A 25,098-nucleotide genomic window follows, 5' to 3' on the forward strand; every position below is an offset into this window, starting at 1 on the left:
AGGCCAAGAATAAAATAAGGAGGTTGGGCCAATAAGCTGTTGCCAAACCTGGACTGAGCAATTGCCAGATGGCGCGGTTTTCTTCTTTCGCTGACAGTCGCCGCACCTTCATGAAGACCCACACTTCCTGCAGGTCTTGCTGGCAGGAAACGAAGATCCACAGCTGCATAGCCAAAAGGCCAAGGCCAAACAAGATAGTGACCGGAGTGAGCAAGTAGATCCCGTAGCTGATCTGCCCTGCCGCTGCTGCTTTGTGCGGTCCTTGGACTTCTATAAGCCAGACTTCCAGCAAACTGACAATCACGCTTAATTGCAGAAACCGTTTGTTAATTTTCATTTTGAGTCAGCACGCCTTGCTCTAAGACATAATGCTTGTTGTAGTTGATGCCTGGCACTTGATCGTGGGACGCGATCACCACGCTCCGCCCTTCTTTAGCCAGGTCATTGACCAAATCCGCGAAAACCACAAGGGAATCCGCGTCCAAGCCTCTTGACGGTTCATCCAGCAGAATCACGTTCTGCTTTTCCATGATGGCCTGGATGATCCCGGCCTTCTGCCGCATCCCAATTGAATACTTGCTCATGCGCTGCTTGCTGGCTAAATCCAAGCCCAGTCTTTGGCAAAAAGTCTGCGTGTAGTCATAGTCAAATTCATGCTTGAGCTTGGCCAGAAAACTCAAGTTGCTCTTCAAGTCAGCGAATTCCAAGAAGCCAGGGTTTTCAATCAAGGCGCCGATTTCGTCTTTTTCGCCCAAAGTGCACTTACCGCCAGTTGCCTGGTAGATGCCGGTAATTGCTTTGAATAAGGTAGATTTCCCGCAACCGTTTGGCCCGGTGATGTGGGCCAGGTCGCCTGGCTCAAGGGTAAAGGTCGCGTCCTTAATTACTTCCTGCCCTTGAAAAGACATCTGCAAGTGGTCAACTTCTAACATTTCTTTCCTCCAAAAATTATCAGCTTAATCGTCCTACAAACTGCCAATAGCTCTAAGCGCACCATAAAGAGGCCCAAGCTCAATTAAGTAGTGATATAAAAGTGGCAATAATGTGGCTGCTGCTAATAGCGGCCAGCCATTTGGCAACGTAAAGCTATAGGCATACAAGGACATTGTCAGCAGCAGAATCAAAAACTTAGCCAGCAGAATGATGATCGTCAGCCGAAACTCAGCTGGTCCTGCAATGCGGGCTCCAAACAAATAACAAATCGCAAGCTGGCTTACATAAAAGAGACTAGCAGTCAGCAGATTAAACTGAAGAATTTTTACATAAACCTTAGCAAGCGACTGACGTAATTCGACTAGCTCCCGGCTCTTTCTAAGAGCCAAGTCATAGCCCAAAATGATCAAGCAAGCCGGTAGCTGGATTAAGTAGGTGTAAAAGCCCGCCAAACCAATTCCAAACAGATTTTTTATCGGTGAGATGACAGGAGCAATAAGCGCTAAAAAGAGCATCATCCCCCAGACAGTCTTGGCTTTCGGATTCCAAAAAATCAGCTTCATTAATCCAGCAGTCCTTGCCCTGCTCTATGCATATAAAGACGCGCAAACAAAACAGAAAGGCCAGCATAAAAAATCAGGCTGACAAGCGGATATACAATTGTAACTCCCATTAGTTTTCCATTAACAGTCATGACACCTGGAGCCTGTATATTGCCAAAAAGCAGCGCGTATGCAAAATCATAGAGAACCGGAATATTCGTTTGAGCAATGACTATTGGAAGAACTGAACCAGCAAAACTGACCAGCAAGGCTACAGGAATCACCAAAATCGTCCGTTTGACAAAGAGACAAGTACTATAAGTCAATAAAGCCCAAATTCCCCAGCCCAGTGCTGAAATAACAGTATAAATCAAAAATTGTAAGCTGGCATTTTGGCTAAAAAGCGTAAAAGAAGTTTCTGATTGCTTAAAAGTAAGAGAAAAATCCAGATATCCGAACTTGACTGATACAAGCAAAAGTTCCATAGCAGTCAGCAATAAGCGGTACACGGCAGCTAGCACAAAAAGCTGCAGCCCCTGTTTAGCCCAATAGTTCCGCCTATTTACACGGGTCAGAGCGCTGCTGTCCAAGTTGCTGTTCTTTTGATAGATCAGCATCCAGCTGACGATTGCTGGGAATAAGGCCAAAAATAATACAAAGTGAATTATCGACTCATATCCACCCGCGAGCTGCGAGTTATAAAACAGTTGCCAAGCCAAATTCGCACTAGGCTTAAGCATCTTATTTGCCTCAATAGCGCCAAGCTGGTTCTGTGCATCAACCAGTGTCAATAAGGCTAATCCACCGAAAACATAGCGATTCTTTACTAAGTTCATCCCTTTCACCTACTTTTTATCCGCACTAAAGTGCAGTCTTACATTGCTGTAGTTGGGTTCGAAATTAGAAGATCTCACTGCCGCACGATAATGCTTATTTTTCACGCCAGTGTTATTGCCCCCTCTAGTTGTTTTATTTTTTTGCAAATTAGTTTCCGCTGATCGTGTTTCACCAACATTATTCACTAATTTAACTTTATAGCCAAAAGAATTTGGCATAGCATCACCATTAAATGACGCGTACTGGCTATTAGTTGTCTTCAAATTTGACTTTTGAGTTACACCCCATTGCCCCCAGCCGGGTACTCCAGTTGTTCCAGCGGTCCATGTTGCAGCACCAACTAACCCAGTTACTGATAATAGTGACATTGCAATTAACCCTGCCGTCAATAATTTTGCTTTTTTCATTACATTTTCCTCCTTGTTTTATAAAAATAACCTATTTTTTCTTTTTGATTATATCATTATTTGTTTTTTGCGTCAATGTGAAAAAGAGTTTTTTGTTATATATTATGCTTAACAAGCGCTAAGTATTTTCAGCTTTTTGCTAAATATTGTTAGACAGGTACTTCCTTTTTTATGAATAAAATATGTCTGCAGCTTATCCGGCAACCCATCCTGGCAACCCAAACTAGTATAGGCTATTTTTTCCAATTTATCGGCTTTTTGGCTATAATTAGATTAGATATTTCATGACATAAAGGAAAAAGATTATGACTGCAGACCTGCAAAATTCAAGACATCAATTAGGAAGACTGGTTGGCGTCAATAAGCGTGAAAATTACTATGAGCTTCATTACGCGACCGGCGAGATCGCCCGCGTCTACTTGATCGCAAGTGGCATCTTCCGCTACTGGCTGGATCCAAGTCAAGAATTTGCCGAAACTGACGACATGCTGGTCAAAGGCATCGAGCCCGACCCGCAATGTTTCGCCCGGGCCACGGCCCACGCGACCAGCGACATGTTCATCATCACCGCTGGCAGCTGCAAGTTGATTTTCCAGCAGAAAACCGGCACCTTCAGCATCTTTGACGAGTCCGTCCACCGGCCGCGGATGGTCCAAGCTTCTGCCCTCGAACTGAGCGGCAAGCACAGCATCGAAATTCTGAAACAAGGGCAAAACGAATACTACTACGGCGGCGGAGTTCAAAACGGCCACTTCAGCCACAAGGGCGAAAAAATCACCATCAAGACCGATGGTATCACCGGGGCTGACGGCGTTCTGGCTGCCGTGCCTTTCTTCTGGACCAACGCCGGCTTTGCCGAACTGCGCAACACGACCGCGACCGGTCACTACGACTTCGGCCGGCAAAATTCCCAGCTCACCATCTTAAGCCACCGGACCCCGGTCTTTGACAGCTACTATATAATAGGAAACTCTCCGCAAGAATTGCTGTCCAGCTTCTATTATTTGACGGGCAAACCCTTCATGCTGCCCAGCTACGCCCTCTCCTTCGGCCACCTCGGCAACTTCCTTGATGGCTCCTGGCAAGAAGCTGACGGCAAGGGCCATGAAGCAGTCCGCTTTGAAGACAACCGCTACTACTCAAGAAAGGCTGAAACCGGCGCCCGCCTGCCTAGCCTGAACGGGGAAAAGGACTACCAGTTCTCCGCCCGGGCCATGTTGGACCGCTACCAGCGCTGGGGCTTCCCATTATCCTGGATCATCCCCAACTATGAAAACCAAACCGCGGCCAAGCCTGATGACTTTGCCGCCTTTGCCAGCTATGCCCAAAATCGCAACTGCCATCCAGGCTTCTGGAGTGAAAAAGGCCAGCCTTTAGCCCGGCACAGCGAATTTGCCGCGGTCGACGACCCAAGCAGCGACTTGACCGCCGTCAATTCCGACCTGGCTAAGGAAAATCCGAAAGCCAAGCCCCTCACCCTAATCCGCGACAGCCTCCTTCCTTACCAAGGCCAGGCTGTCCTGGCCTTCGGCGATGTCAGCGGCGACTGGTCCAGCATCAAAACGCAAATCTCTACCTTATTAGGTGCTGGTTTGTCCGGCCTGCCCTTCATCGGGGCCGCTGCTGGTGGCAAGCATGGGCAAGAAAACGCCCAAGTCGCCGTCCGCGACCTGGAATGGAAGACCTTTACCCCGCTTTTCTTCGTCATTGACGACCAAAGTCCTCTCAGCAAGACCCCTTTCGCCTTCAACAACAAGGTCTCCCGGATCATGAAGGCCTACCTCGGCCTGCGCGAGCAGCTGAAGCCTTACCTTTATGCCCTCAGCCGCCAGGCCCAAGACGGCTTGCCCCTGGTCCGGCCGCTCTTGATGGCCTTTCCGCATGAACAGGTTGGCTACGGCCGGGACTTTGCCGATGAATTCATGCTGGGCGACCAATTGCTTGTCGCGCCAATCGTCAACGGCAAGTCTGACAATCAAGGCATGAGCGTCCGCGACCGGATCTACCTGCCCGACAAGCAGACTGTCTGGATCGACCTCTTTACCGGCGACCGTTTGATGGGCGGCCGAGTCTACAACCGGCGCAAGTACCCTCTTTGGCAATTGCCCGTCTTCGTCAGAGGCGGCAGCATCTTTGACCTGGGCAACCGGCGCTTCGTTCTCTACCCGCAAGGCGACGCCTCCATCAGCACTTACAGCGACAACGACCAAAGCGACTACAAGCACAACAGCGCCCAAACCGTCGTCCGCACCCATGTGGCCGACAGCAAGCTGCGCGTGATCATCGAACCAACCACCGGCTACTACCCGAATATGGCCATTAAAGAGAAAACCTTCCTTTATATATATTGTGACCAGCACCCAGATGAAATCCAGCTCCGGGCCGGCGACAATGAAGTCATCACCTTGACCGAATACGGCACGCCGGAAACCCTGCAAAGAGCCAAGGAAGGCTTCTACTACGACAACAAGTTCTGCTGGCCGGAAGGCTTCAAGGACTTGGGCTCAACCCCTCGCCCAGCTTTGATCATCAAGTTGCAGGAGCGGGACATCAAGCAGGAAAAGCTGGAAATCCTGATCAACAACTTCCGCTTCGCCAATGAGCAACTGGTTCACCAGATCACCGATGCCGCCCTGCCCCTGCCGGGCAAGGTAGAAGTCGACCGGGATAAAATCAGCGCTCACTCTTTGACGGTCAAGTGGGCCCAGCGGACGCCTAGTGTCCAGATCGAATTGAACGGCCTGCTCTACACCGGGATCAGCGGGAACATCTTCACCTTCACCGACCTGGCCGCCAACACTGGCTACCGGCTGCGCCTCCGCTATGAAGCTGGCTACAAGGTATCCGAATGGTCCGACCTCTTGCAGGTCAAGACCAAGCGGGACCCGCGGGACTTTATCATTTCCAATGTCAAAGTCACTTCCAGCCAAGAAAGTGAACGTGGCCACCAGCTGAAAAACCTCCTGGACCGGCGACTGGCAACCGACTGGCAAAGCGTGGGCAAGCCAAGTGAGGACCAGCCACTGACTTTGACCTTCAGCTTCCCGGACCAAACGGAATTAAACAAGCTGATCTACCTGCCAAGAGCCAGCAGCCGGGATGGCCGGCCTTTGAAGATGCGGGTTGAAATCTCCACCGACGGTGAAAACTTTACCAGCTACGGATCTGACTACCAGTTCAACAGTGACTGCAAGAACAAGGTCATCGGTCTCAGAGGGGTCAGCGCCAAGGCTGTCCGCCTCAGCATCCTGGAAACAACCGGTGATTACGCTGCCGCCAGCGGCATCGACTTCTACCGGCCCCTTAAATAAGCAGTAGTTTTTAGACAATTTTAGACAAAAAAACAGTGGAAAGCTTCTCTATGAAGCTTCCACTGTTTTTCTTTAATCGAATCCGAGATATTCTCAGATTCTTTTCGCTGAGAAGGCAAGGATTGAATGAAATGTTGTTTGGGTTTGTGTGTTAACCCTTGTCAGCACCTGCAGTAATCCCACTGACGTAAAACTTCTGCATGATGATGAAGAGGATCGTGATTGGGATAGCGATGATGACACAGCCAGCCACGAATTGGGCGAAGTAGGTCGTCGCGCTCCCCTTTGAAGAAGAAAGCATGTTGTACAGACCGTACGCGATCGTGTAGGTCTTTGGGTCACCTGAAGTAGAGAGGATGATCCCGGAGAAGATGAAGTCTACCCATGGTGCCATGAAAGTCGTTAAAGCTGTGTAGACGATCATTGGCTTGGAGAGCGGCAGGCCGATCTTGGTGAAGACCTGCCATTTGGTTGCACCATCCAGTTCAGCTGCTTCATCCAGTGACCGCGGGATAGTGTCGAAGAAACCCTTGGCAACGTAGAAGCCAAGGCCGGCACCACCGACGTAAACCAGGATCAAGCCGCCCAGGTTCAGCATGTTCAGCCCCTTCAAGATGTAGTAAAGGGCGATCATGGACATGAAGCCAGGGAACATGCCCAAAACCAGGGCAATCTGCAGGAATGGCTTGCGGAATTTAAAGCGTAAGCGGGACAGAACGTAAGCAACTGAGATTTGGATAAAGGTTGACAGAGTAGCGGAAATAATCGCTACGATCAAAGTGTTGATAATCCAGTGCAGGTACGGGAACTGGGAGTTGGTAAAGATCCCGATGTAGTTCTGCAAAGTCCATTTTTCAGGGAAGAAGGTTGAGATAAAGCCAGTGTCATTGTATGAGAAGCTGGCCAAAACGATCCAAAGAATGGGGATCAGCCATAAGATTGCCAAAATCGTCAGCAATAAATATCTGAAGAAAAGGGATACTTTTCTCTGGTTAGAGTAAGACTTCAATTTTATCCCTCCTTAAACGCAGTGGTGTGACGGTAAGCGATCAAGGAAATCGTCGCACTCAAGATGAAGATCAAGATGCCCAGAACGGCTGAGGCGTTGTAGCGCTGCTGCTGACCGAAGGTCAAGTTGTAGAGCCAGTTGACCAGAAGGTCGGTTGAGCCGGCACCGTTGTAGTTGTTGTTCATTGGCTTACCACCAGTCAACAGGAAGATAACGTTGAAGTTGTTGATGTTGCCGATGAACTGCTGAATCAAGGACGGACCCATGACAAAGAGGATCTGCGGGAAGGTAATGTTGTGGAAAATCTGGAAGGAGTTAGCCCCGTCGATTCTCGCTGCTTCAATCTGGTCTTGTGGCAGGTTTTGGATAATTGCCATGGAAACCAGCATTGAAACCGGAATACCAATCCACATGTTGACGATGATGACCGTCAGCCGGGCTACCCAAGGGGCAGCTTCATTGTCGATGAAGTGAATCGGTCCTGAAATCCAGCCCCAGTTCTGCAGCAGGGTGTTCAAAGGCCCCTGCGCGTCCAGGAATTGCGCGATCAACAGCAAGGAAACGAATTGCGGTACAGCGTAAGCAATGATGAAGATCGTCCGCCATACTTTCCGGTGCTTGATCCCCTTGGATTCAATCAAGAGGGCCAGGAGCACCCCACCTAAGAAAGTGGTTGCCGTGGCAGCTACGGCCCAGATCAAGGTCCAGCCCAGGACAGGGAAGAAGGTCCCGGCCAGGTCCCCGCTCAAAACATTGCCGAAGGCTTGGAAACCAGTCCAGGAGAAGCCGATCGGGTGTTGGCGGTCGTAGTTGGTAAAGGCCATGGAAATCATGAAGACAGTTGGCAAAACAGTGAAGAGGATAATCCCCAGCAAAGGTACGAACATTAAGGTCGCGTGCAGGCGGGAGTCCAGCAGGCTGGCCAGTTCTTCCTTGTTGGTGGCAATGTGCTTGCCATCACGCTTCTTGATGTAGTTGGCCCGGGTTGAGCGCAAGTTGGTAATGTAGAGGCAGATGAAACCGATGACCAAGAAGAGAGCCATAATCCCGAAGAGGAGGATCAGGACTGAATTATCTGGCTGTTTAGTCACGTAAACGCCTTGAGCTTGGTCAAAGACGACTCTCTTGGTCTTGTTTTCCCCAAGGTTGCTCAGCATGCTGAGGGCACTGGCCCCGCTAAAGATGAACCAGACCAGGAAAACAATTTCACTGATCAGCAGGCTGAGGCCCTTGGCCCACTGCTTATTCTTCAGGGCGCTGGCGCCCATGAAGAAGAAGGACAGCTTGTCAGCCGCGTCCCCCTTGGACCAGACTTCTTTGTAGCTGGCTGCCGGAGGAACATGTCCTTTTCTTTTAAACATTTTTCATTACTCTCCTTCTCAAGCTTAATTAAAGTTGTTGCTGCTTAATTAAATTACTTTTGAGAAATCTTCTTTGAGAACTTGGCAAGTTGAGCCTTGTATTGGCTGGCCTTGATCTTGCCGTCGTAAGTACCGCTGATCAGAGGAGCTGCACCGTCCCAGAAGGTTGCCATTTGTGGCAGCTTTGGCTGCAGAACTGAGTTGCCTGGTTGCGCCATTTCGATAACTGACTTGGCAACTGGGTCGTTTTGTACGGCACTTGAGTTAACAGCGCTCTTCAAAACTGGGATTTGACCAGCCTTTTCGTGGGCGATCAATTGTGACTTCTTGTTGGTGATGTAAGCAGCCAGTTGTGAAGCGGCCTTGGCATTTGAAGTGTGGGAGTTAACCGCGAACCCTTCGATACCCAAGAAGGCTTCCAATTGCTTCTTCTTGCCGCCAACAGTTACAGTTGGGTACTTGGCAACAGCAAAGTTCTTGCCCAAGATCTTCTTGATGTTGGCAGCGTTCCATGGACCGTCCATGATGGCGTCAGCATTGCCCTTCTTCAGCTGGTTCAAAGCGTTTGAAGTCTGCATTACACCCTTGTTGCTCTTTTGCTTGGCAATCCAGGTCAAAGCGTTGACACCGTTTTGGCTGTTGAAGGTTGACCCCTTCAAGCTTTCACCGTTTTCCCCGTACAGGGTAGTGCCAGCTGAGAAGAAGATTGGCCACATGGTGTAAGCGTTGGTGAAGTCAGTTGCCAGAACGCCCTTGGAAGTCAAAGTGTCCCAGTCCTTAACATCGCTGGCTGACAGCTTGGACTTGTTGTAGTAGATCGTGTCGGCTTGTTGAGCGTATGGGTAAGCGTAAACCTTGCCCTTCCAGGTAACGCCCTTGTATGCCTGGGTGACATAGTTCTTCTTGATGTTGGCAGTGTCACTTGGTGACAGCGGGTTGATGTAACCTGCGTTTGCCATTTGGCCTAATTGGTCGTTTGGAACTTCAAAGACGTCGGCTGCTTTGGAAGCGTCCTTACCAACGTCAGTCTTGGCGTTAGCTGAACCGTTAGGACTTTGGGTAACCTTAACAGTAATGTTTGGATACTTCTTGTGGAAGTCCTTAACAATGTCCTTGTAGTATGATACTTGTTCAGTGTCTACCCACAAGGTAAGTGATGCCTTCTTGTCGGCAGTTGATGAACTGCTGTTGCTGCTCTTGGAGCATGCTGACAAACTCAAGGCAGCCAATACTGCCGCGCTGCTCAAAGCAGCCTTCTTAAAGAAACTCATTTTTTCCTCCTAAACAAACAATTGTTTATTTTTTCATCATCTTGCAGCTCGAGCTGCAAGTTGATTAGCTGAATTAATTATTCTTAAGCGTCCGATATTTGATGGAATTAATCGGTAATCGTTACTTGCGTTTCCTTGTCAAAGAAGTGGGCGTTGTTCAAGTTGAAGCCCGCCTTGACGCTGTCGCCTGGCTTATGGAAGTCACGGGCGTTGACAACGCCGACGAATTCGGTCTTGTCAACGTTCATGTACAGCTGGCTGGTTGCACCCAGCAATTCGGAAACGACAACCTTGGCGGAAACGACCGCTTCCGGCCAGGTTTCCAGGAAGGCTTCTTCCATGTGGATGTCTTCTGGCCGCAGGCCCATTACGACCGGCTTGCCGTTGTAGCCCTTGGCGTCCAGCGTCTTGGCCCGGCCTTCCGGCACCTTAAGCTTGATGCCTTGACCATCGTCAATGTAGCCGTCCTTGTAGGTCACGTTGAAGAAGTTCATCTGCGGTGACCCGATGAAGCCGGCAACGAACTGGTTGGCTGGCTTGTTGTAGACTTCCTTTGGCGTGCCGATCTGCTGGATCCGGCCGGCGTTCATGACAACGATCCGGTCAGCCAAGGTCATGGCTTCGGTCTGGTCGTGGGTAACGTAGATGGTGGTCGTCTTCAAGTTCTGGTGCAGCTTGGCGATTTCCGCCCGCATGGAGACACGGAGCTTGGCGTCAAGGTTGGACAGAGGCTCGTCCATCAGGAAGATCGGGGCGTCACGCACGATCGCTCTACCCAAGGCAACCCGCTGTCTTTGCCCACCGGACAGGTCGGCTGGGCGCCGTTCCAAAAGGTGGGCCAGGCCCAGGACTTCAGCGGCATTCTTGACCCGCTTGTCGATTTCATTCTTGTCATAGTGGCGCAGCTTCAAGCTGAAGGCCATGTTGTCGTAAACCGTCATGTGCGGATAAAGGGCGTAGTTCTGGAAAACCATGGCGATGTGGCGGTCGCGGGGAGCCACGTCGTTCATGACCTTGCCACCGATTTCCAAAGTCCCTTCAGTGATGTCTTCCAAGCCGGCAACCATCCGTAAGGTCGTTGACTTACCACAGCCAGACGGGCCGACAAAGACGATAAATTCGTGATCGCCAATGTGCAGGTCGAAGTCTGACACTGAGTAGTCGTCAGCGTTTGGATACTTCTTGTAGATGTGATTTAAGTTGATTTTTACCATTTTTCCTTACCTAATTCCCTGCTTCAAAAACTTTCTCAATCTCGGTCAAATCCAAGGCGCTGGTTGAACCAACGATGTAGTCGGCCCCTTTCAAAACGATCGGATCGCCAATCCCGACCGCGAACTGGCCGGCCGCCTTGATGGCCGCTACGCCTGCTGGCGCGTCTTCGAAAGAAATTACTTCATTCTTCTCCAAACCAAGCAGTTCCTGGGCCCGGATGTAGATTTCCGGATCCGGCTTGCCGTGCTTGAGGGTGGCCGGGTCAACCCGGGCGTCAAACATGTCTTCCAAATCCAGCTGCTTCAAAATCAAAGGAGCGTTCTTGGAAGCTGAGGCCAGGCCCATCTTTAAGCCTTGAGCCTTGGCCTGCTTGAGCAGGTCGTCCATCTTTGGCAAGATGTCGGCCCGGGTCATGTCCTTGACCGCGTTCACGTAAGCCTCGTTCTTCTTGGCCGCCAGGGCTTCTTTTTCTTCCTGGCTGTAGTCGTTTTCCTTGTGCCCGTATTCCAGGATGATTTCCAAAGAATCCATTCTGGACAAGCCGCGCAGCTTGTCGCCGAATTCTTCCGGCAGTTCAATCCCGATGCCGCGGGCCAGGTCTTGCCAAGCCTTGAGGTGGTAGACAGCCGTGTCAGTGATGACCCCGTCCAGGTCAAAAATTAATCCTTTAAGCATTGGCTTTGTCCTTCTTTCAAAGTTACTCCCTGGTCCCAAACCTTGACTGGCAAGTCTTCACCAGACAGAAGGGTCAGCTTGACTTCCTTGTCCTTTTCAACTGCCAAAGCCAAGATGCGGCCGCGGTAGTTGATCTTGAAGCTGTAGCTGGACCACTTCTTTGGCAGGAATGGGGCAAAGCTGATGCCGTCTTCGTTGTAGCGCATGCCGGCAAAGCCTTGCACGATGGCCAGCCAGCTCCCGCTCATGGAAGTGATGTGCAAGCCGTCAACCGTGTCGTTGTTGTAGTTGTCCAGGTCCAGGCGGGCAGTCCGTTCATAGAATTCAACCGCCTTGTCCTGCTTGCCCAGTTCAGCAGCCAGAATGGCGTGAATTGACGGACTCAGGGAACTTTCGTGAACCGTCATCGGTTCGTAGAAGTCGTAGTTTCTTTCCTTCTCTTCCTTGGTGTAGTGGTCATTCAAGAAGTAGATCCCTTGCAAAACGTCGGCTTGCTTGATGAATGGGGACCGCAGGATCTTGTCCCAGGACCAGTGCTGGTTCAGCGGCAGTTGGTCAGCCGGGATGGTGTCCTTGCTTCTGAGGTCCTTGTCCAGGTAAGTGTCATGTTGGACGAAGATGCCCAGTTCCTTGTCTTCTGGCAGGTACATCCGGTCGACAATGTCTTGCCACTTGGCCAGTTCCTCGTCAGTTACCTGCAGGCGCTTCTTGGCTGCTTCCGTTGCCAATGGCCAGCGCTCGATCGTGTAGCCCAGAAGCCACTTGGCCATGGTGTTGGTGAACCAGTTGTTGTTGACGTTGTTTTCGTATTCGTTCGGGCCGGTTACCCCGTGGATCATGTATTGGCCCTTGCGCTTGGAGAAGTGGACCCGGTCAGCCCAGAAGCGGGCAGTTGAAACCAAGACGTCCATGCCTTCGTCCTTGACGTAGGAGTCATCACCCGTGTAACGGGTGTATTGGTAAATAGCGAATGGAATGTCCGCGTTCCGGTGGATTTCTTCAAAAGTGATTTCCCATTCGTTGTGGCATTCAATCCCGTTGAAGGTAACCATTGGGAAGAGGGCACCCTTGAGGCCTTGCTGGCGGGCGTTGTGGAAGGCACCTGGCAATTGTTCATGCCGGTATTCCAAGAGGGACTTGGTAACTTCCTTAGGCGCAACGGCCAGGTACATCGGCACGATGAAGGCTTCAGTGTCCCAGTAAGTGGCACCGCCGTACTTTTCACCGGTAAAGCCCTTCGGCCCGATGTTAAGGCGTGGGTCTTGGCCGTAGTAGGTCATGAAGAGCTGGAGGATGTTGAAGCGGATCCCCTGCTGAGCAGCCGGATCACCTTCAATCGTCACGTCGCAGCTTGCCCAGCGCTTTTCCCAGACAGCTTCATGGTCGGCCAGGTTCTGGTCAAAAGTCTTGCTGGTCAATTTGGCCATCAGTTCATCGGCCTTGGCTGCTTGTTCTTCATCAGCCACGTCCCGGCTGGTGATGACGATGACGTCCTTTTCCAGTTCCCAGCTTTGGCCGGCCGCCAAAGTCTTGGCGAAGTGCTCGCTGACTTCGCCGCTGGCGGTAGTCACGTCGCCGGAAAGGATTTGACCGTCTTCCCGGGTAACTTCCTTCAAGAGAACCGTGAATTGCGGGGTGCCGAAATTGTTTGGCTTGGTCCGCAGCTGGATGCTGCGGCCGTCAGCATCTTCGCTTAAGGCATCCCAGAAGCCTTCTTCGTAGTTGCTGTCTTCGTTGACCACGTTCCCGTTCAAGCGGCTGGCAATTTGCAGGTCAGCTTCACCGCTGAGGACAGTGGCCTTGACCTTGATCAAAGCAGCTTCCTTGATGACGGAGCTAAGGAAGCGGGTGAAAGTAAATTGAACCCGGCAGTCCTTGCCTTCATAAATAAAACTTCTGGTAAGCAGGCCTTGGTGCATGTCCAGGCTAAGACTGAAATCACTGATTTCATCAGTTGCCAGGTCCAGCTTGTGACCGTTGATGGTCACCGGCAGATCAATGAAGCTTGGGGCGTTCAAGGTCTTGCCGAAGTAGTCCGGGTAACCGTTCTTCCACCAGCCGACCCGGGTCTTGTCCGGGAACCAGACGCCGGCGTAGTAGGTACCCTTCAAACTGTCACCGCTGTAGCCTTCTTCAAAGTTGCCGCGCAGACCCATGTATTCGTTGCCGATTGAAGTCATGCTTTCCTGAAGGCGCTTGTCTTCTTTTGAAAAGGTATGACTGGTCAATTTCCAGGGATCAATTTCAAAAATTCTTTTCATCGCTGTTCTTCCTCGCTCAAATCATTCTGTAATCATTATCAGCTAACATGCAAACGCTAACAAGCTTTATTTTTATGTTACCGTTAACAGCTTCTATTTCACACTCAGAACATAGCCCTTGTCAGCCAGCTGGCCAGCTTCCAAGCCCCGGCTCAAAGCGGCTTTCGCGCTTAGGCTGACAGCTTGGCCGGTCGTGTTGAACCAGCCTTCGATAGTTTCCTTGCCGGTCCGCTTGACGTGAATTAAACCGTTTTCGGCAACTTCCAGCCAGGTCTGCCCCTTGCTCAGGCTTTCCCAGTGCTGGCGGCGGAAGGCGATGATCGCCTGAACTGCCTGCCAGACCGGACTGCCCGCCTGGCTCCAGTCCATTGGCTTGCGGCAGTCAGGGTCATTGTCCCCGCTCATGCCCATTTCCGTCCCGTAGTAGATGCATGGAGAACCGGTTTGAATGAAGGTGAAGGCCAAAGCCTGCAGGGCCTTGTCTTCATCTTCACCGGCCACCGTCTTGATCCGGGCAGTGTCGTGTGAGTCCAAAACGTTCAGCATGGCTGAGTTGCTCTGCTCTCTGTAGAGGAAGAGCTGGTCAGTCAAGAGTTCAGTCATGGTCTTGGCATCTTGCGTCCCCTTGAGGAAGTGGTCGGCAATCTGGCCAGTGAATGGGTAGTTCATGGTACCGGAGAATTCATCCCCGTTCAGCCAGGACTGGCTGGAGTGCCAGGATTCACCCAGGACGTAGAAGTCAGGCTTGATGGCCGTAACAGCTGCCTTGAACTTCTTCCAGAATTGGTGGTCAACTTCGTCAGCCACGTCAAGCCGCCAGGCATCGATGTCGAATTCCTTGACCCAGTAGGTCGCGATCGTCAAAAGGTAGTCCACGACTTCCGGGTTGGCGGTGTTCAATTTCGGCATATGCTTTTCAAAGGCAAAAGTCTCGTAGCTTGGGTCGGCCGGGTCATATGGTTCAACCGGGAAGCGGTTGATGTGGAACCAGCTGGCAAAGCGGGAATCAGGCCCATTTTTGACAACATCCTGCCACTGCATGGAGGAATCGCCCATGTGGTTAAAGACCGCATCCAGCATGACCTTCATCCCCCGGGCGTGGGCTTCGTTGACCAAGCGGGCAAAAAGCTGCTTGTCCCCAAAGTCCGGGTCGATTTCCAGGTAGTCAATCGTGTCGTACTTATGGTTGGAGCTGGCCTTGAAGATCGGGCAGAAGTACAGGCCGTTGATCCCCAATTCCTGCAAGTAGTCCAAGTGGTCCAGCACCCCTTGCAGGTCACCGCCGTAGTAGTCTTCCCGGCCTGGGTGGTCGCTTGGGTTCCAGTCCTTGACGCCTTCTGGGTCATTGCTCTTGTCCCCGTTGGCAAAGCGTTCCGGGAAGATCTGGTACCAAACTGTCTCCTTAACCCAGTCCGGGCTCTTGGTCATGTCGACTGCATGGAAGTAAGGGAGCTTGAAGTAGTTGTTCGGGTCCTCGTAAGTTTCCTTTTCGTTCTTTCTAAAGCCCCGGTCGCCGTAAACCCATTCCTCGCCGTCTTCGCCGTGAATTTCAAAGATGTACTGGGCCCGGTGCAAAGGCAAAGTCACTTCCGTTTCCCAGTAGTCGTTTACTTGGCCGCGTCCGGCCAGGTTCATGGCCTGCTTCTTCAAGTTGGTCAAGGGTTCGTGAACGTCACAATAGTGAACGTAGACTGCCTTGACGTCGCGGCCCGTGTGCAGGCGCAGCTTCAGGGTCTCCGTCGTCACCAGGTAGCAATCTTCGCTTTCAGGTCTGTGTCTAACTGCTGCTGTTTGCATTTTTGTTTCCTCGCTAAAAAATCATCATCACGTTTATTATTTGCTTCTTGCTTTATTGCTTATTTTTTCTTTTGCAAAACTGCCCCGGCAAAAGGCATCAAAGTCAGTTCCTTGCCTTGCAGGTTGATGCTGCCAGCCGTCAAGACGGAAGTCATCTCTTCTGGCAGGGTCAAGTGCTCCTTCTTGGCGCTAAGAGAAACGACCACTAAAGCCCGGTCATCCCCTAAATCCCGCTGGTAGACCAAGAGGTCTGCTTTGGTATCCAGCAGGTAGTAGCCGCCCTTGGTAAACAAAGGGGTCTGCTTCAATTTCAACAGCTGCCGGTAGAAGTTGAGCATGCTGGATGGGTCAGCATCTTCGCTGGCCACGCTGACCTTGTCCCGGCTTCTGCCAGTCAGCCAAGGCTTGGCAGTGCTAAAGCCGCCATACTGGCTGTCGTCCCAAGGCATTGGCCCCCGGGCCGGCAATTTGTGGGTCTGGCTGGCCATTTCCAGGGCCGTCTTTTCATCGACTCCGGCTTCGCCAGCTTCCTTGACAAAATCAGCCACTGTTTCATCAGCAAACTGCTCTACATTGTCAAATTCCAGGTTGTGCAGGCCTAATTCTTCCCCGTAGTAAATCACCGGGATCCCCCGCTCCAGGTACATGGCCATGGCCAAAGACCGCTGCTGGACCGGAGTCTTGGCGATCCGGGTCGCCAGGCGGGCCATGTCATGATTGCTCCAGTACAAGGTCGGCGCGGCCGACAAAGTCTGCTGCCAGACGGTCTGGTTTTGCTTGAAGGCCAGCCAGTCAAACTCTTTTGGCTGGTATTGGCCGCTGAAGTCGGGGTTGACGGAATCTTCTTTTTCCGTAAAGTAGCGGAAGGTAATGACTGAGTCCATCAAATTCCGCTGAGGGTCAGTGTAGTCGGCCGCCAGGTTGATGCTGGCGCTGGCCGCTTCCCCCAAAAGCAGGAGATCTGGAAATTCTTCCCGCAGGCGAGCACAGAAAGGAGCCAGCCATTCCTGCACTTCCGGCCGGTTGGCGAAAAAGTCTTCCGCGATGACCGGCTTGTCGTCCTCACTTGGGTAGGACTGGCGCAGGTCGGCCTTGGCGATATGGATGAAGGCATCCAGGCGCAGGCCGTCGACCCCCTTCTTGAGCCAGAACTCGGCCGCCTTGAACATTTCCTCGCGGACAGCCGGATTCTTCCAGTTAAGATCTGGCATTTCCTTGGCAAAAAGGTGGAAGTAGGACTGGCCCGTTCCGGCCGGGTCAGCTGCCCAGCAGCTGCCGCCAAAGAAGCTGCCCCAGTTGTTTGGCCGGACCCCGTCTTTACCGGCAAAAATGTAGTAGTCCCGGTAAGGGCTGGCCGGATCACTAACCGCTGCCTTAAACCAAGGGTGCTGGTCAGAGGTGTGGTTCAAAACAAAGTCCATGATCAGCTTGATCCCGGCCTGGTGCAGGTCGGTGACAAGTGCTTCAAAGTCTGCCATGGTCCCCATGACCGGGTCGATCTTGTAGTAGTCGCTGACGTCATAGCCATTGTCGACGCCCGGTGACTGGTAGATCGGGTTGAGCCAGACAGCGGTGATGCCCAGCTGCTTTAAGTAGGGAATCCGCTGGCGGACGCCGTTTAAGTCACCGATGCCGTCGCCGTTGCTGTCTTGAAATGATTTCGGGTAAATCTGGTAAATAATGGCATTCTTTTGCCATGCATCCTGCTTAGTCATGTTTCTTTTTCCTCCAGTAAAAATTTAACCAAATTTGTTGTAGCGCTTACAAGCATAGCCTGCCTGTTATCGGTAACAAAAGGCAATGAAAAAAGCATCCCTAAGGATGCTTCAGTCACTATTTGGTTGATTCGGCCTCGCTCAAGCTTGGTTCGATAAAGACCTCCCCTTGCGGAGCGCCATTTTGGGAAATTTTTCTTAAAATGAGTTCCGCCAGCTTCTCGCCAATCAGCCAGAGGTTCTGCTTGACAGTCGTGATCGTCGGCGATGACACCCGGTCTAAAAGGACCCCGTCATAGCCGATTACGCCAAAGTCTTCCGGAATCTTTGCTTCTGCCTCTACCAGGGCCTGGATGACCCCCATGGCAATCCGGTCGCTGGCGCAGGCAAAGCAGGTGTTCTTGGGAAATTCGCCCAAGTGTTCCTGGATAAACTCGCGGGCCGCGGCTGAGCTGTTTTCCACCCGGAAGACACTGGGAATCTTCTTGTTTTGCTGCATGGTGTTGACATAGCCGGCTTCTCTGGAAAATTCAAAGGCCTCGCGGACGTCAATGCCGATAAAGACCACGTTCCGGTAGCCGGCCTTCAAGGCATACTTGGTCGCCATGGTCTCGCCGGCCAGGTTGTTGGTGTCAACGAAGTCGTAGCCGCCCCGGTTCTCGCCAAACAAAACAAAGGGCTGTTTGAGCTCATTGAGCATGCTGTAGTCACTGGTTCTGGCCCCGGTGATCACGTAGCCGTCGGCTGCCCCCTGGTCCAGCTGGCTCCCCTTCAAGAGCAGCTGCAGGGAATAATTCTTCTTCTTCAATTCCGTCGCCATGCCAAACAAGACATTGGTAAAGTAGGGATCGGTCTCATCGATGTCTTCCAAAATCACGAACTTCACCACGCTGGTCTGGTTCTTGGCCAGGGCCCGGGCAGCGTTGTTGGGGTGGTAGTTCAACTTGTGCATGGCATCTTCAACGACCACCTGCAGTTCCGGGGCGACCAGTTCGGGGTGGTTGATCACCCGCGAAACGGTCATTTTCGACACGTGGGCCTTGCGAGCCACATCTTCTAAAGTAGCGGTTCTCTTCAAGCAAATTTCCTCCCATCAAGGATTCATAGTCTAACTTTTTCCTTCTTCACTTCCTACGCTAGATTCTAACACAAAATAGTATATTTTTTGTAAGTTTAAAAATTCGCTTTCAAAAAATTAGATTATCTATTCAACTAATCAGATAAATGACTTATTTTTCCACCCGGCAAAGGAAGGCCGCGTAAGGAGGTAAAAGAGACTTGGACAGGTCTTCCGGAACGGGAACGTTGGCCAGGAGGACTTCCTTGACCTTATCCGGCAAGGAGACTTCCTGCTCCTCGCCAGTCAAGTTGCAGACTATCAGCCACTTGTCTTTTGCATTTTCCCGGTGGTAGGCCATGACGCCATCTGCCGTGTCCAAAAGTTCAAAGGACCCATCAGTCAAGATCCGCTCCTGGTGGCGGAGGGCAATCAGCTTCTTATAGAAATAATAAATTGAATCAGGATCATTCACTGCATTTTGAACGTTTATTTTCTGGTAGTTGGGGTTGACCGCCAGCCAAGGCCGGCCACTGGTAAAGCCGGCCGAGCTTGAATCATCCCACTGCATTGGGGTCCGGGCATTGTCCCGGCCGCGAGCATTGATGGCCTTGATCAGGTCCTCCTTCTTCCAGCCCTCTGCCAAGCGCTCTTGATACATCCGCCGAGCTTCGATGTCTTCTACCTCGTCGATGGCAGAAACCGGGCAGTTGGTCATCCCGATTTCCTCGCCCTGGTAAATGTAAGGTGTCCCCCGCAAGCCGTGCAGGAGCAGGGCCAGCATCTTGGCGCTGCGCTCACGGTACTGCTGGTCATTGCCGAAGCGGGACACGATCCGCGGCAGGTCGTGATTGTTCCAAAAGAGGCTGTTCCAGCTGTGGTCAAAGTCCAGCTTTTGCCACTTAGCCAGGACATTCTTCAAATCGCCGTAATTAAGGGGCTTGGTGTCCCACTTTTCCTTGCCGGCCTGCTTGTCCAGTTCCGTGAATTCAAACTGGAAGACCATGGACAGCTCTTTTCTGTCCGGGTCGCTGTAAAGGGGAGCGTTGGCCAAAGTTGCTCCCCAGGTTTCCCCGACCGTCAAAAAGTCCCGGTCGCCAAAAGTCTCCCGGTGCATCTCCTGCAGGTAGTCGTGCAGCTTAGGGCCGTTGGCGGTGATCTCTTCTTCTGGCACCTTGCCGATCAGTTCGATTACGTCCATCCGGAAGCCCCCGATCCCCTTGTCGATCCAGAAGTTCATCAAGTCGTAGACCTTCTGCCGCAGGGCCGGGTTCTTCCAGTTCAAATCCGGCTGCTCTTTGGCAAAAAGGTGGAGGTAGTACTGGCCGACCTCGCCGTCATATTCCCAGGCGCTGCCGGAAAAAGCCGACTTGAGCTCATTGGCCTTGTCCGCCCAGACATAGTAGTCGTGTTCCGGGGAGGATGGATTTTTCCGGGCTTCAATAAACCAAGGGTGCTGGTCAGAAGTGTGGTTGACCACCAGGTCCATCACGATCCGGATCCCCCGCTTCTTGGCCTCACTGATCAATTCATCCATGTCCGCCATGGTCCCGTACTTAGGATCAATCGCTTCGTAGTCGGCGATGTCATAGCCATTATCAACGCCTGGTGACTTGTAGACCGGGCAAAGCCAGATAGCATCGATGCCCAATCCTTGCAGGTAGTCCAGTCGCTTGATGATCCCCTGCAAGTCGCCGACCCCGTCACCGTTAGTGTCCTGGAAGGACTTGGGATAAATCTGGTAAATCACGGCCTGCTTCCACCATGGTTCTTGCTTTTCTGCTGTCATTTTATTTCCTCAAACTCTCATCTAAATTCAGCTGAAGCGCTGTCATTTTTCTACAAGTTTAGTATAGGAAAAACAGGCGCGGATGCAAGCAGTTACCGCTAACCAAATGAAAAAGAGCTGCCAGGGCAGCTCTCATAAATACATTATCGTGCTATTGGTAAAGCTGGGTCAGCTTGTCCTTGTTTTCGTCATAGTTGATCCCGGAGAAAAGGTGATCCAGCCACTCCAGGCTCAATTTAAACCAGCGGGCCGTGTGGGGATTGCCCTGCCAAAAGATGTCTTCCGTGGACAGTTCCGGCGTGGCCAAGGAGTAGCCGTGATAGCCGATGTCAAACATGTGTGCCTCGCACTTGACCTTGTTTTTGAACAAGGCTTCCTCGTAGGCCATGGCATTGGTTGGCAGGCAGATCGGGTCATTCCAGGACTGGAAGATGAAGGTCGGCGGCGTCTTAGGAGTAACCCCCAAGGCCGTGTCGACCAACTTCGGGTCATCCGGCAAGGCCCCGTCAGCCCGGCCGCCAATTTCAAAGGCCACCTTGTGGACGTCGGTCAGAGGATAGCCCAGAATCGTGGCATTTGGCCGGACCTGGTCCCCCTTATAGCCATACTTTTCCTGGTATTCAGCTTCGTCAGCCAGGTAATTGGCCGCGCTGACGATATGGCCGCCGGCGGAAAAGCCGATGGTCATGATCTTGTCTGGGTCAATCTGGTATTCAGCAGCGCGTTCGCGGTAGTAGCTGACCGTGCTGAGGACATCCAGGCCGGCGTCAGGGTAGATCTTGCCTTCATCCTGCAAAAGATTGTAGCTGACCACGCAGGCATTGAAGCCCCGGCTGACATAGGCCAGAGCCACCGGCTCACCTTCCTTGACTGACAGGTGGGTGAAGGAGCCGCCCGGCACCACGATAGCCAGGGGGCGGAGCTTGTTTAAGGGAGCGTGGCTGCTTTTGACCGTATAGGTCTGCAGCTTGTAGGTCCGGCCGTTAAAGTTCTTGATCTCTAGTTTTTTCGTTTCCATTTTTTGCCTCACTTTGCCGGCTCATTCCCTTGGCCAGCAAAAAAGTCGCCAAAGGAACCGTCAGCAGCACACCGAGCAGAGAATACATGATAATTAGTGCTTCGTTTACAAAAAGTTTATCATTAATCACCTCACTAAAGGAATAGTGCAGGCGGTAATACCATAAAAAGAGGGACAAAAAACTGCCAAACATCCCGTAGATGATGGTGTTCATGGCCGTGCCCAAAACGTCGTAGCCAATCGCTGCCCCGCTCTTCATCAGCTGTTCTTCCGTAATCTCCGGCTTGGCCTTTTTTAGTTCCAAAATCCCCGAGCTCATCGATACGGCAGCTTCCGCCACCGCCCCAAGGGCTGAGAAAATGGCCACGGTAACGGCGATCTGCCCGTAGCTGATCCCCGGCATCTGGGAGTGGCCCAAGAGAATTTCCCCGGCTTCCGGCCCCAGACCGGCGGCTTGCGCCAGGTATTGGATGCCTAAGATCAAAACGCTGACCAAGCCTAGGACAATTAAAGAGGCATAGAAGGAATTTTTGGCCACGGTATAGTCATGGGTGCCCAGGAAGATGATCGTGACCAGCTTGAGGGGCACGAAGATCGCGGTGATAACGGGGATGCTCAAGCCCCAGGAGATGAGCATGGCCACCAGGACCAGCAAGAGGCTGTTGATCAAGACGCTGAAGAAGCTGCGGATCCCGGTCTCCCCGCCGATGACAGTCATCAAGATGGCCAAAACAATGATTAACGCACCAAGGCTGCTCATTATTGCTTACCTCCTTTCTCCGGCTTTTTTAAAAAGAGGAGGCTGCAGAGGCTGGCAAAAACGATGGTCAAAACGATCCCGATCGCCGAAACCGCGCTCTGCGTTGCCCCCAAGGACATGGTGAAGTTAAAAGTCGTCGCGATAGTATTGTTGTCCCGGAAGTACAGGATGCTTTCCGGCAGGGCTTCAGAAATGAAGATCAAAACCAAGACGTTGATCAAAGGCCCCATGATCTCCTGCCCCATCGTCCGTCCGCTGGCCAAAAGCTCCTTGACGGTGATATCGGGCTTGTGCTGGATCAATTCATAGAGGCTGGAAACAATGTCCGTCGCCTCATCCATCACTGCCCCAAGTACCCCCAGCAGGGCCTGGGCCATGAAGATCCCCCGCGTGTCCTGGGTAGCGTAGTCGCCCATTTCATAGTTGAGGTAGGTCTCCCCGGTCAGTTTAATAACGGCGTAACAGAGAGCAAAAGAGGCGAAGACCCCGAGCAAGGTCGCCAGCCAGGTGACCAGCATCTTTTTATTAATCCCCTGCACGATCGCCAGGCTGAAGAAGGAGAAGACGATATCAGCCACAGAGAACATCCAGATGATCCCCGCCCCGTTGACTGCCACGTCCCAGAGAATCAAGCAGTAAAACAGGATCCAGCTGATGGCCATGGAGACGATCAAGTGCCAGCTCCGCCGGCCGACCACGGCCACCATCAAGGACAAAGTAATGGCCAAGGTCATGACCAGAATCCAGTCTCTTTTTGGCGAAACCAGGGCCAGGCTGCCGTCGGTTACAGTCACGAAGACCCGCTCGCCGGCCCGGTACTTCTGGGTGACCAGCTGGGAAGGATAGTAGGTATTGACCGTTTCAAAGGTCTGCCCCTTGTACTTGCCGGTTAAGACCTGGACATGGAGGTACTGCCGGCGTTCTTCATCCTTATTGCCGTAAATATCAGTTTCTTTTTTCAGCAACCGGTCCTTGATCTTCGTGTCCGTGATCACCGCCACTGGGTTCTTGTAGCCAGTCGTCTTAAAATAGGTCAGCGCGGCCAGGCCCAGACCCACGGCCAGCAGAACCAGGGCGGCCAAGAAGCGCTGCTTTTTCGTTTCCATCCTCTTCGCATTTGCCTTTCTGTTTTTTGTTTAGTTTTCAGCACTTTTTATTTTAGTGCAAAAAAAGGACCGCTTTCGCGGTCCCCTTTAATTTTTAAGTTTATTTAGCAATTTGCGCCATTATTTAAAAATTTTCTTCCACCAGGGAGTCTTCTTAGGCGCCAGTTGCATGTCGGCCAGGGTCCGGTAAGTTGGTGCCCCTTTGGCCGCGTTCTCCTGGGCCCGGCTGAGCAGTTCCCGGTGGACTTCCTGGTCGCTCTTGGCCATGTCAGCCACGACCTGGGCCCTTTTCTGCTCCGGAGTGACCGGCTCTTCTTCCAAAAAGCCGTCATCAAAATCGGGCAGGTCCAAGACATCGTCGGCTGCCTGCTCTTCAGCAGTTTTTTCTGCCTTAGCCTCAGTCAGTTTGGCCAGCTGCTCTTTCAGCTCGGCAATTTCCTGGTCCTTAGCGGCCAGGGCGGCTTCCAGCTGGTCTTCCCTGGCGGTTTTTACCGGCTCTTCTTTCTTTTCGCTAGCAAAAAGTTCCCGGGCAGCTTGGTCGACCTTCTGGCCCTTCTTGACCAGGTCCTGCATTTGCTTCAGCTTTTCCAAGTCTGCTGGCCGGTAGCGGCGGGCATTCTTGACCCGGGGAAAATAAGCGGGTGATGTGGCCTTTTCCACCGCCTGCGAATACTTGCGCAGGGTGTTTTCGCTGACCCCAAGGGCCTGGGCGGCTTCACTGGTCTTCATCTGCTCACTTATCTCACTCATGTTCTGACTTTCTTTCGCAAAAAACTAAATTTTCAATGTACTTTTTTATTAGTCGTGCTTGTGCAGGAGGGTCTTCTTGTGGGCGTAGCGCTCTTCAGCCAGCTTGATCAAGCGGGTGATCAAGTCTGGGTAAGAAATCCCAGCTTCTTCAAACAGCTTCGGGTACATGCTGATGTTGGTAAAGCCTGGCAGGGCGTTCAATTCGTTGAAGATGACTTCCCCGTCGCTTTCTCTAAGCATGGAGTCAACCCGGGCCATGCCGCTGCATTCAGTGATCTGGTAGATCTTCAAGGCGTTTTCCCGGACCTTTTCCGCGGTTTCTGCAGGGATCTGGGCTGGGATCTGCAGGGTCGTGGTTGATTCTTCGCTGTACTTGTTTTCGTAGCTGTACCAAGTGTTGTCGGCGTTGATGATCCGGCCGACCCCGGAAACTACCGGGTGGTCATTGCCCAAAACGGCAGTTTCAACTTCAGTGCCGACGATCCCTTCTTCAACCAAAACCTTGTCATCGTACTTGAAGGCTTCAGCCAAAGCTTCAGCGTAATTGCTGTCGTCAACTACGTGGGTGATGCCGACGGAAGAACCCTGGTTGGACGGCTTGACGAAGAGGTTGCTGGTGCCCAGCTGGCCGCTGACCCAGTCGTAGCTGAGCTTTTGGTTCTTGGCGTCTTCGTATTCGTAGCGCTTGATGGATACCCACTTGGCTACCGGCACGCCGGCTCTTTGGGCCAGGATCTTGGTGAATTCCTTGTCCATGGTTACGGCTGCCGCCAAAACGTCGACCCCGACGAAAGGCTTGTCGATCAGGCGGAAGAGGCCTTGCAGAACCCCGTCTTCACCCAGGTTGCCGTGGACGATTGGGAAAAGCACGTCCAGTTCCGGCCGGGAAGCCAGCTCGATCAAGTTGGAAAGGTTGGCCGTCTTATCGGTCTTTTCCACCATGTAGCCTGGCTCTTCCAGGACCTTGTATGAATCAGCTTCACTGGCCACATAGCCGGAGTTCGTGATCCAGATCGGGTGCACGTCAAACTTGTCCTTGTCGATTGCCTTGTAGATGTTGCCGGCTGAAGTGATTGAAACTTCGTATTCGGAGGAGTTCCCACCAAAAATCAAACCAACTTGTGTTTTTTTCGTCATTGTTTCGTCTCCTTTTATCAACTCTGTATTATACCGAAAACTCGGGCTTTTGGCGCACTTTCCCGGCAAATTTTAAGCTTTTTTAGCGAAAGCGCTTAATGGCGAAAAAAGAAAAAAATCAGCTATAATATAAACTAGAAAGGGGTT

General features: G+C 52.0%; 21 protein-coding genes. 1 reads left to right on the forward strand and 20 read right to left on the reverse strand.

The features are described from left to right. The 5 genes from ACI32D_RS08220 to ACI32D_RS08240 all read right to left on the reverse strand — a co-directional run. Window positions 1-337: hypothetical protein (locus ACI32D_RS08220; protein ID WP_439776093.1), on the reverse strand; the 337-nt coding region annotated here is incomplete at its 3' end. Beyond that, a complete protein-coding gene (locus ACI32D_RS08225) occupies window positions 327-932 on the reverse strand; it encodes an ATP-binding cassette domain-containing protein (protein ID WP_439776094.1) in 606 nt (201 codons plus the stop codon). The genes ACI32D_RS08220 and ACI32D_RS08225, both read right to left, overlap by 11 nt. Window positions 933-965: 33 nt before the next feature. Next, a complete protein-coding gene (locus ACI32D_RS08230; protein WP_439776095.1) occupies window positions 966-1,496 on the reverse strand; it encodes a hypothetical protein in 531 nt (176 codons plus the stop codon). After that, window positions 1,496-2,311 (reverse strand): hypothetical protein, encoded by an 816-nt coding sequence (locus ACI32D_RS08235; protein ID WP_439776096.1) that lies wholly within the window; start codon window positions 2,309-2,311, stop codon window positions 1,496-1,498. The genes ACI32D_RS08230 and ACI32D_RS08235 overlap by 1 nt, the downstream gene beginning before the upstream one ends. Before the next feature lie 9 nt (window positions 2,312-2,320). Further along, window positions 2,321-2,719, reverse strand: coding sequence for a choline-binding protein (locus tag ACI32D_RS08240; protein WP_439776097.1), 399 nt, complete (start codon window positions 2,717-2,719; stop codon window positions 2,321-2,323). Between the two features lie 305 nt (window positions 2,720-3,024). Between ACI32D_RS08240 and ACI32D_RS08245 the strand changes: the two genes are divergently transcribed. Beyond that, a complete protein-coding gene (locus ACI32D_RS08245; protein ID WP_439776098.1) occupies window positions 3,025-6,030 on the forward strand; it encodes a TIM-barrel domain-containing protein in 3,006 nt (1,001 codons plus the stop codon). 151 nt (window positions 6,031-6,181) lie between these two features. Here the strand turns inward: ACI32D_RS08245 and ACI32D_RS08250 are convergent, their stop codons facing one another. From ACI32D_RS08250 to ACI32D_RS08320, 15 genes are all read right to left on the reverse strand, one after another. Beyond that, window positions 6,182-7,039, reverse strand: a complete 858-nt coding sequence (locus ACI32D_RS08250) for a sugar ABC transporter permease (protein WP_439776099.1) — start codon at window positions 7,037-7,039, stop codon at window positions 6,182-6,184. A gap of 2 nt (window positions 7,040-7,041) precedes the next feature. After that, complete coding sequence (locus ACI32D_RS08255; RefSeq protein ID WP_439776100.1) at window positions 7,042-8,400, reverse strand: carbohydrate ABC transporter permease; 1,359 nt, start codon at window positions 8,398-8,400, stop codon at window positions 7,042-7,044. Window positions 8,401-8,453: 53 nt separating this feature from the next. Then, window positions 8,454-9,671, reverse strand: coding sequence for an extracellular solute-binding protein (locus ACI32D_RS08260; RefSeq protein ID WP_439776101.1), 1,218 nt, complete (start codon window positions 9,669-9,671; stop codon window positions 8,454-8,456). A 107-nt stretch (window positions 9,672-9,778) separates the two neighbouring features. Continuing rightward, window positions 9,779-10,885, reverse strand: coding sequence for an ABC transporter ATP-binding protein (locus ACI32D_RS08265; RefSeq protein WP_439776102.1), 1,107 nt, complete (start codon window positions 10,883-10,885; stop codon window positions 9,779-9,781). A 10-nt stretch (window positions 10,886-10,895) separates the two neighbouring features. Then, a complete protein-coding gene (pgmB, locus tag ACI32D_RS08270; RefSeq protein WP_439776103.1) occupies window positions 10,896-11,561 on the reverse strand; it encodes a beta-phosphoglucomutase in 666 nt (221 codons plus the stop codon). Continuing rightward, a complete protein-coding gene (locus ACI32D_RS08275; protein ID WP_439776104.1) occupies window positions 11,546-13,822 on the reverse strand; it encodes a glycoside hydrolase family 65 protein in 2,277 nt (758 codons plus the stop codon). Before ACI32D_RS08275 ends, pgmB begins: the two co-directional genes overlap by 16 nt. Window positions 13,823-13,915: 93 nt before the next feature. After that, complete coding sequence (locus ACI32D_RS08280) at window positions 13,916-15,619, reverse strand: glycoside hydrolase family 13 protein (RefSeq protein ID WP_439776105.1); 1,704 nt, start codon at window positions 15,617-15,619, stop codon at window positions 13,916-13,918. 59 nt (window positions 15,620-15,678) lie between these two features. Further along, window positions 15,679-17,334, reverse strand: a complete 1,656-nt coding sequence (locus ACI32D_RS08285; protein ID WP_439776106.1) for an alpha-glucosidase — start codon at window positions 17,332-17,334, stop codon at window positions 15,679-15,681. A gap of 118 nt (window positions 17,335-17,452) precedes the next feature. Further along, window positions 17,453-18,412, reverse strand: coding sequence for a LacI family DNA-binding transcriptional regulator (locus ACI32D_RS08290; protein WP_439776107.1), 960 nt, complete (start codon window positions 18,410-18,412; stop codon window positions 17,453-17,455). A 151-nt stretch (window positions 18,413-18,563) separates the two neighbouring features. Then, window positions 18,564-20,180, reverse strand: a complete 1,617-nt coding sequence (locus ACI32D_RS08295; protein ID WP_439776108.1) for a glycoside hydrolase family 13 protein — start codon at window positions 20,178-20,180, stop codon at window positions 18,564-18,566. 151 nt (window positions 20,181-20,331) lie between these two features. After that, on the reverse strand, window positions 20,332-21,198 hold the full coding sequence (locus ACI32D_RS08300; protein ID WP_439776109.1) for an alpha/beta hydrolase: 867 nt from the start codon (window positions 21,196-21,198) through the stop codon (window positions 20,332-20,334). Next, window positions 21,164-21,958, reverse strand: coding sequence for a YibE/F family protein (locus ACI32D_RS08305; RefSeq protein ID WP_439776110.1), 795 nt, complete (start codon window positions 21,956-21,958; stop codon window positions 21,164-21,166). Before ACI32D_RS08305 ends, ACI32D_RS08300 begins: the two co-directional genes overlap by 35 nt. Continuing rightward, a complete protein-coding gene (locus ACI32D_RS08310) occupies window positions 21,958-23,064 on the reverse strand; it encodes a YibE/F family protein (protein WP_439776111.1) in 1,107 nt (368 codons plus the stop codon). The genes ACI32D_RS08305 and ACI32D_RS08310 overlap by 1 nt, the downstream gene beginning before the upstream one ends. Window positions 23,065-23,184: 120 nt before the next feature. Beyond that, entirely contained in the window at window positions 23,185-23,814 is a 630-nt protein-coding gene (locus tag ACI32D_RS08315; RefSeq protein ID WP_439776112.1) for a MerR family transcriptional regulator, read from the reverse strand. Between the two features lie 48 nt (window positions 23,815-23,862). After that, on the reverse strand, window positions 23,863-24,951 hold the full coding sequence (locus ACI32D_RS08320) for a D-alanine--D-alanine ligase family protein (RefSeq protein ID WP_439776113.1): 1,089 nt from the start codon (window positions 24,949-24,951) through the stop codon (window positions 23,863-23,865). Window positions 24,952-25,098 lie beyond the last annotated feature (147 nt).

Source organism: Lactobacillus sp. (assembly GCF_051873315.1).
Classification (GTDB): domain Bacteria; phylum Bacillota; class Bacilli; order Lactobacillales; family Lactobacillaceae; genus Lactobacillus.

Bases quoted from the DNA above. Each gene is read 5' to 3' on its own strand.
- ACI32D_RS08225 (WP_439776094.1), bottom strand. From the start codon at position 932: ATGTTAGAAGTTGACCACTTGCAGATGTCTTTTCAAGGGCAGGAAGTA.
- ACI32D_RS08230 (WP_439776095.1), bottom strand. From the start codon at position 1,496: ATGAAGCTGATTTTTTGGAATCCGAAAGCCAAGACTGTCTGGGGGATG.
- ACI32D_RS08235 (WP_439776096.1), bottom strand. From the start codon at position 2,311: ATGAACTTAGTAAAGAATCGCTATGTTTTCGGTGGATTAGCCTTATTG.
- ACI32D_RS08240 (WP_439776097.1), bottom strand. From the start codon at position 2,719: ATGAAAAAAGCAAAATTATTGACGGCAGGGTTAATTGCAATGTCACTA.
- ACI32D_RS08245 (WP_439776098.1), top strand. From the start codon at position 3,025: ATGACTGCAGACCTGCAAAATTCAAGACATCAATTAGGAAGACTGGTT.
- ACI32D_RS08255 (WP_439776100.1), bottom strand. From the start codon at position 8,400: ATGTTTAAAAGAAAAGGACATGTTCCTCCGGCAGCCAGCTACAAAGAA.
- ACI32D_RS08260 (WP_439776101.1), bottom strand. From the start codon at position 9,671: ATGAGTTTCTTTAAGAAGGCTGCTTTGAGCAGCGCGGCAGTATTGGCT.
- ACI32D_RS08265 (WP_439776102.1), bottom strand. From the start codon at position 10,885: ATGGTAAAAATCAACTTAAATCACATCTACAAGAAGTATCCAAACGCT.
- pgmB (WP_439776103.1), bottom strand. From the start codon at position 11,561: ATGCTTAAAGGATTAATTTTTGACCTGGACGGGGTCATCACTGACACG.
- ACI32D_RS08275 (WP_439776104.1), bottom strand. From the start codon at position 13,822: ATGAAAAGAATTTTTGAAATTGATCCCTGGAAATTGACCAGTCATACC.
- ACI32D_RS08280 (WP_439776105.1), bottom strand. From the start codon at position 15,619: ATGCAAACAGCAGCAGTTAGACACAGACCTGAAAGCGAAGATTGCTAC.
- ACI32D_RS08285 (WP_439776106.1), bottom strand. From the start codon at position 17,334: ATGACTAAGCAGGATGCATGGCAAAAGAATGCCATTATTTACCAGATT.
- ACI32D_RS08295 (WP_439776108.1), bottom strand. From the start codon at position 20,180: ATGACAGCAGAAAAGCAAGAACCATGGTGGAAGCAGGCCGTGATTTAC.
- ACI32D_RS08300 (WP_439776109.1), bottom strand. From the start codon at position 21,198: ATGGAAACGAAAAAACTAGAGATCAAGAACTTTAACGGCCGGACCTAC.
- ACI32D_RS08305 (WP_439776110.1), bottom strand. From the start codon at position 21,958: ATGAGCAGCCTTGGTGCGTTAATCATTGTTTTGGCCATCTTGATGACT.
- ACI32D_RS08310 (WP_439776111.1), bottom strand. From the start codon at position 23,064: ATGGAAACGAAAAAGCAGCGCTTCTTGGCCGCCCTGGTTCTGCTGGCC.
- ACI32D_RS08315 (WP_439776112.1), bottom strand. From the start codon at position 23,814: ATGAGTGAGATAAGTGAGCAGATGAAGACCAGTGAAGCCGCCCAGGCC.
- ACI32D_RS08320 (WP_439776113.1), bottom strand. From the start codon at position 24,951: ATGACGAAAAAAACACAAGTTGGTTTGATTTTTGGTGGGAACTCCTCC.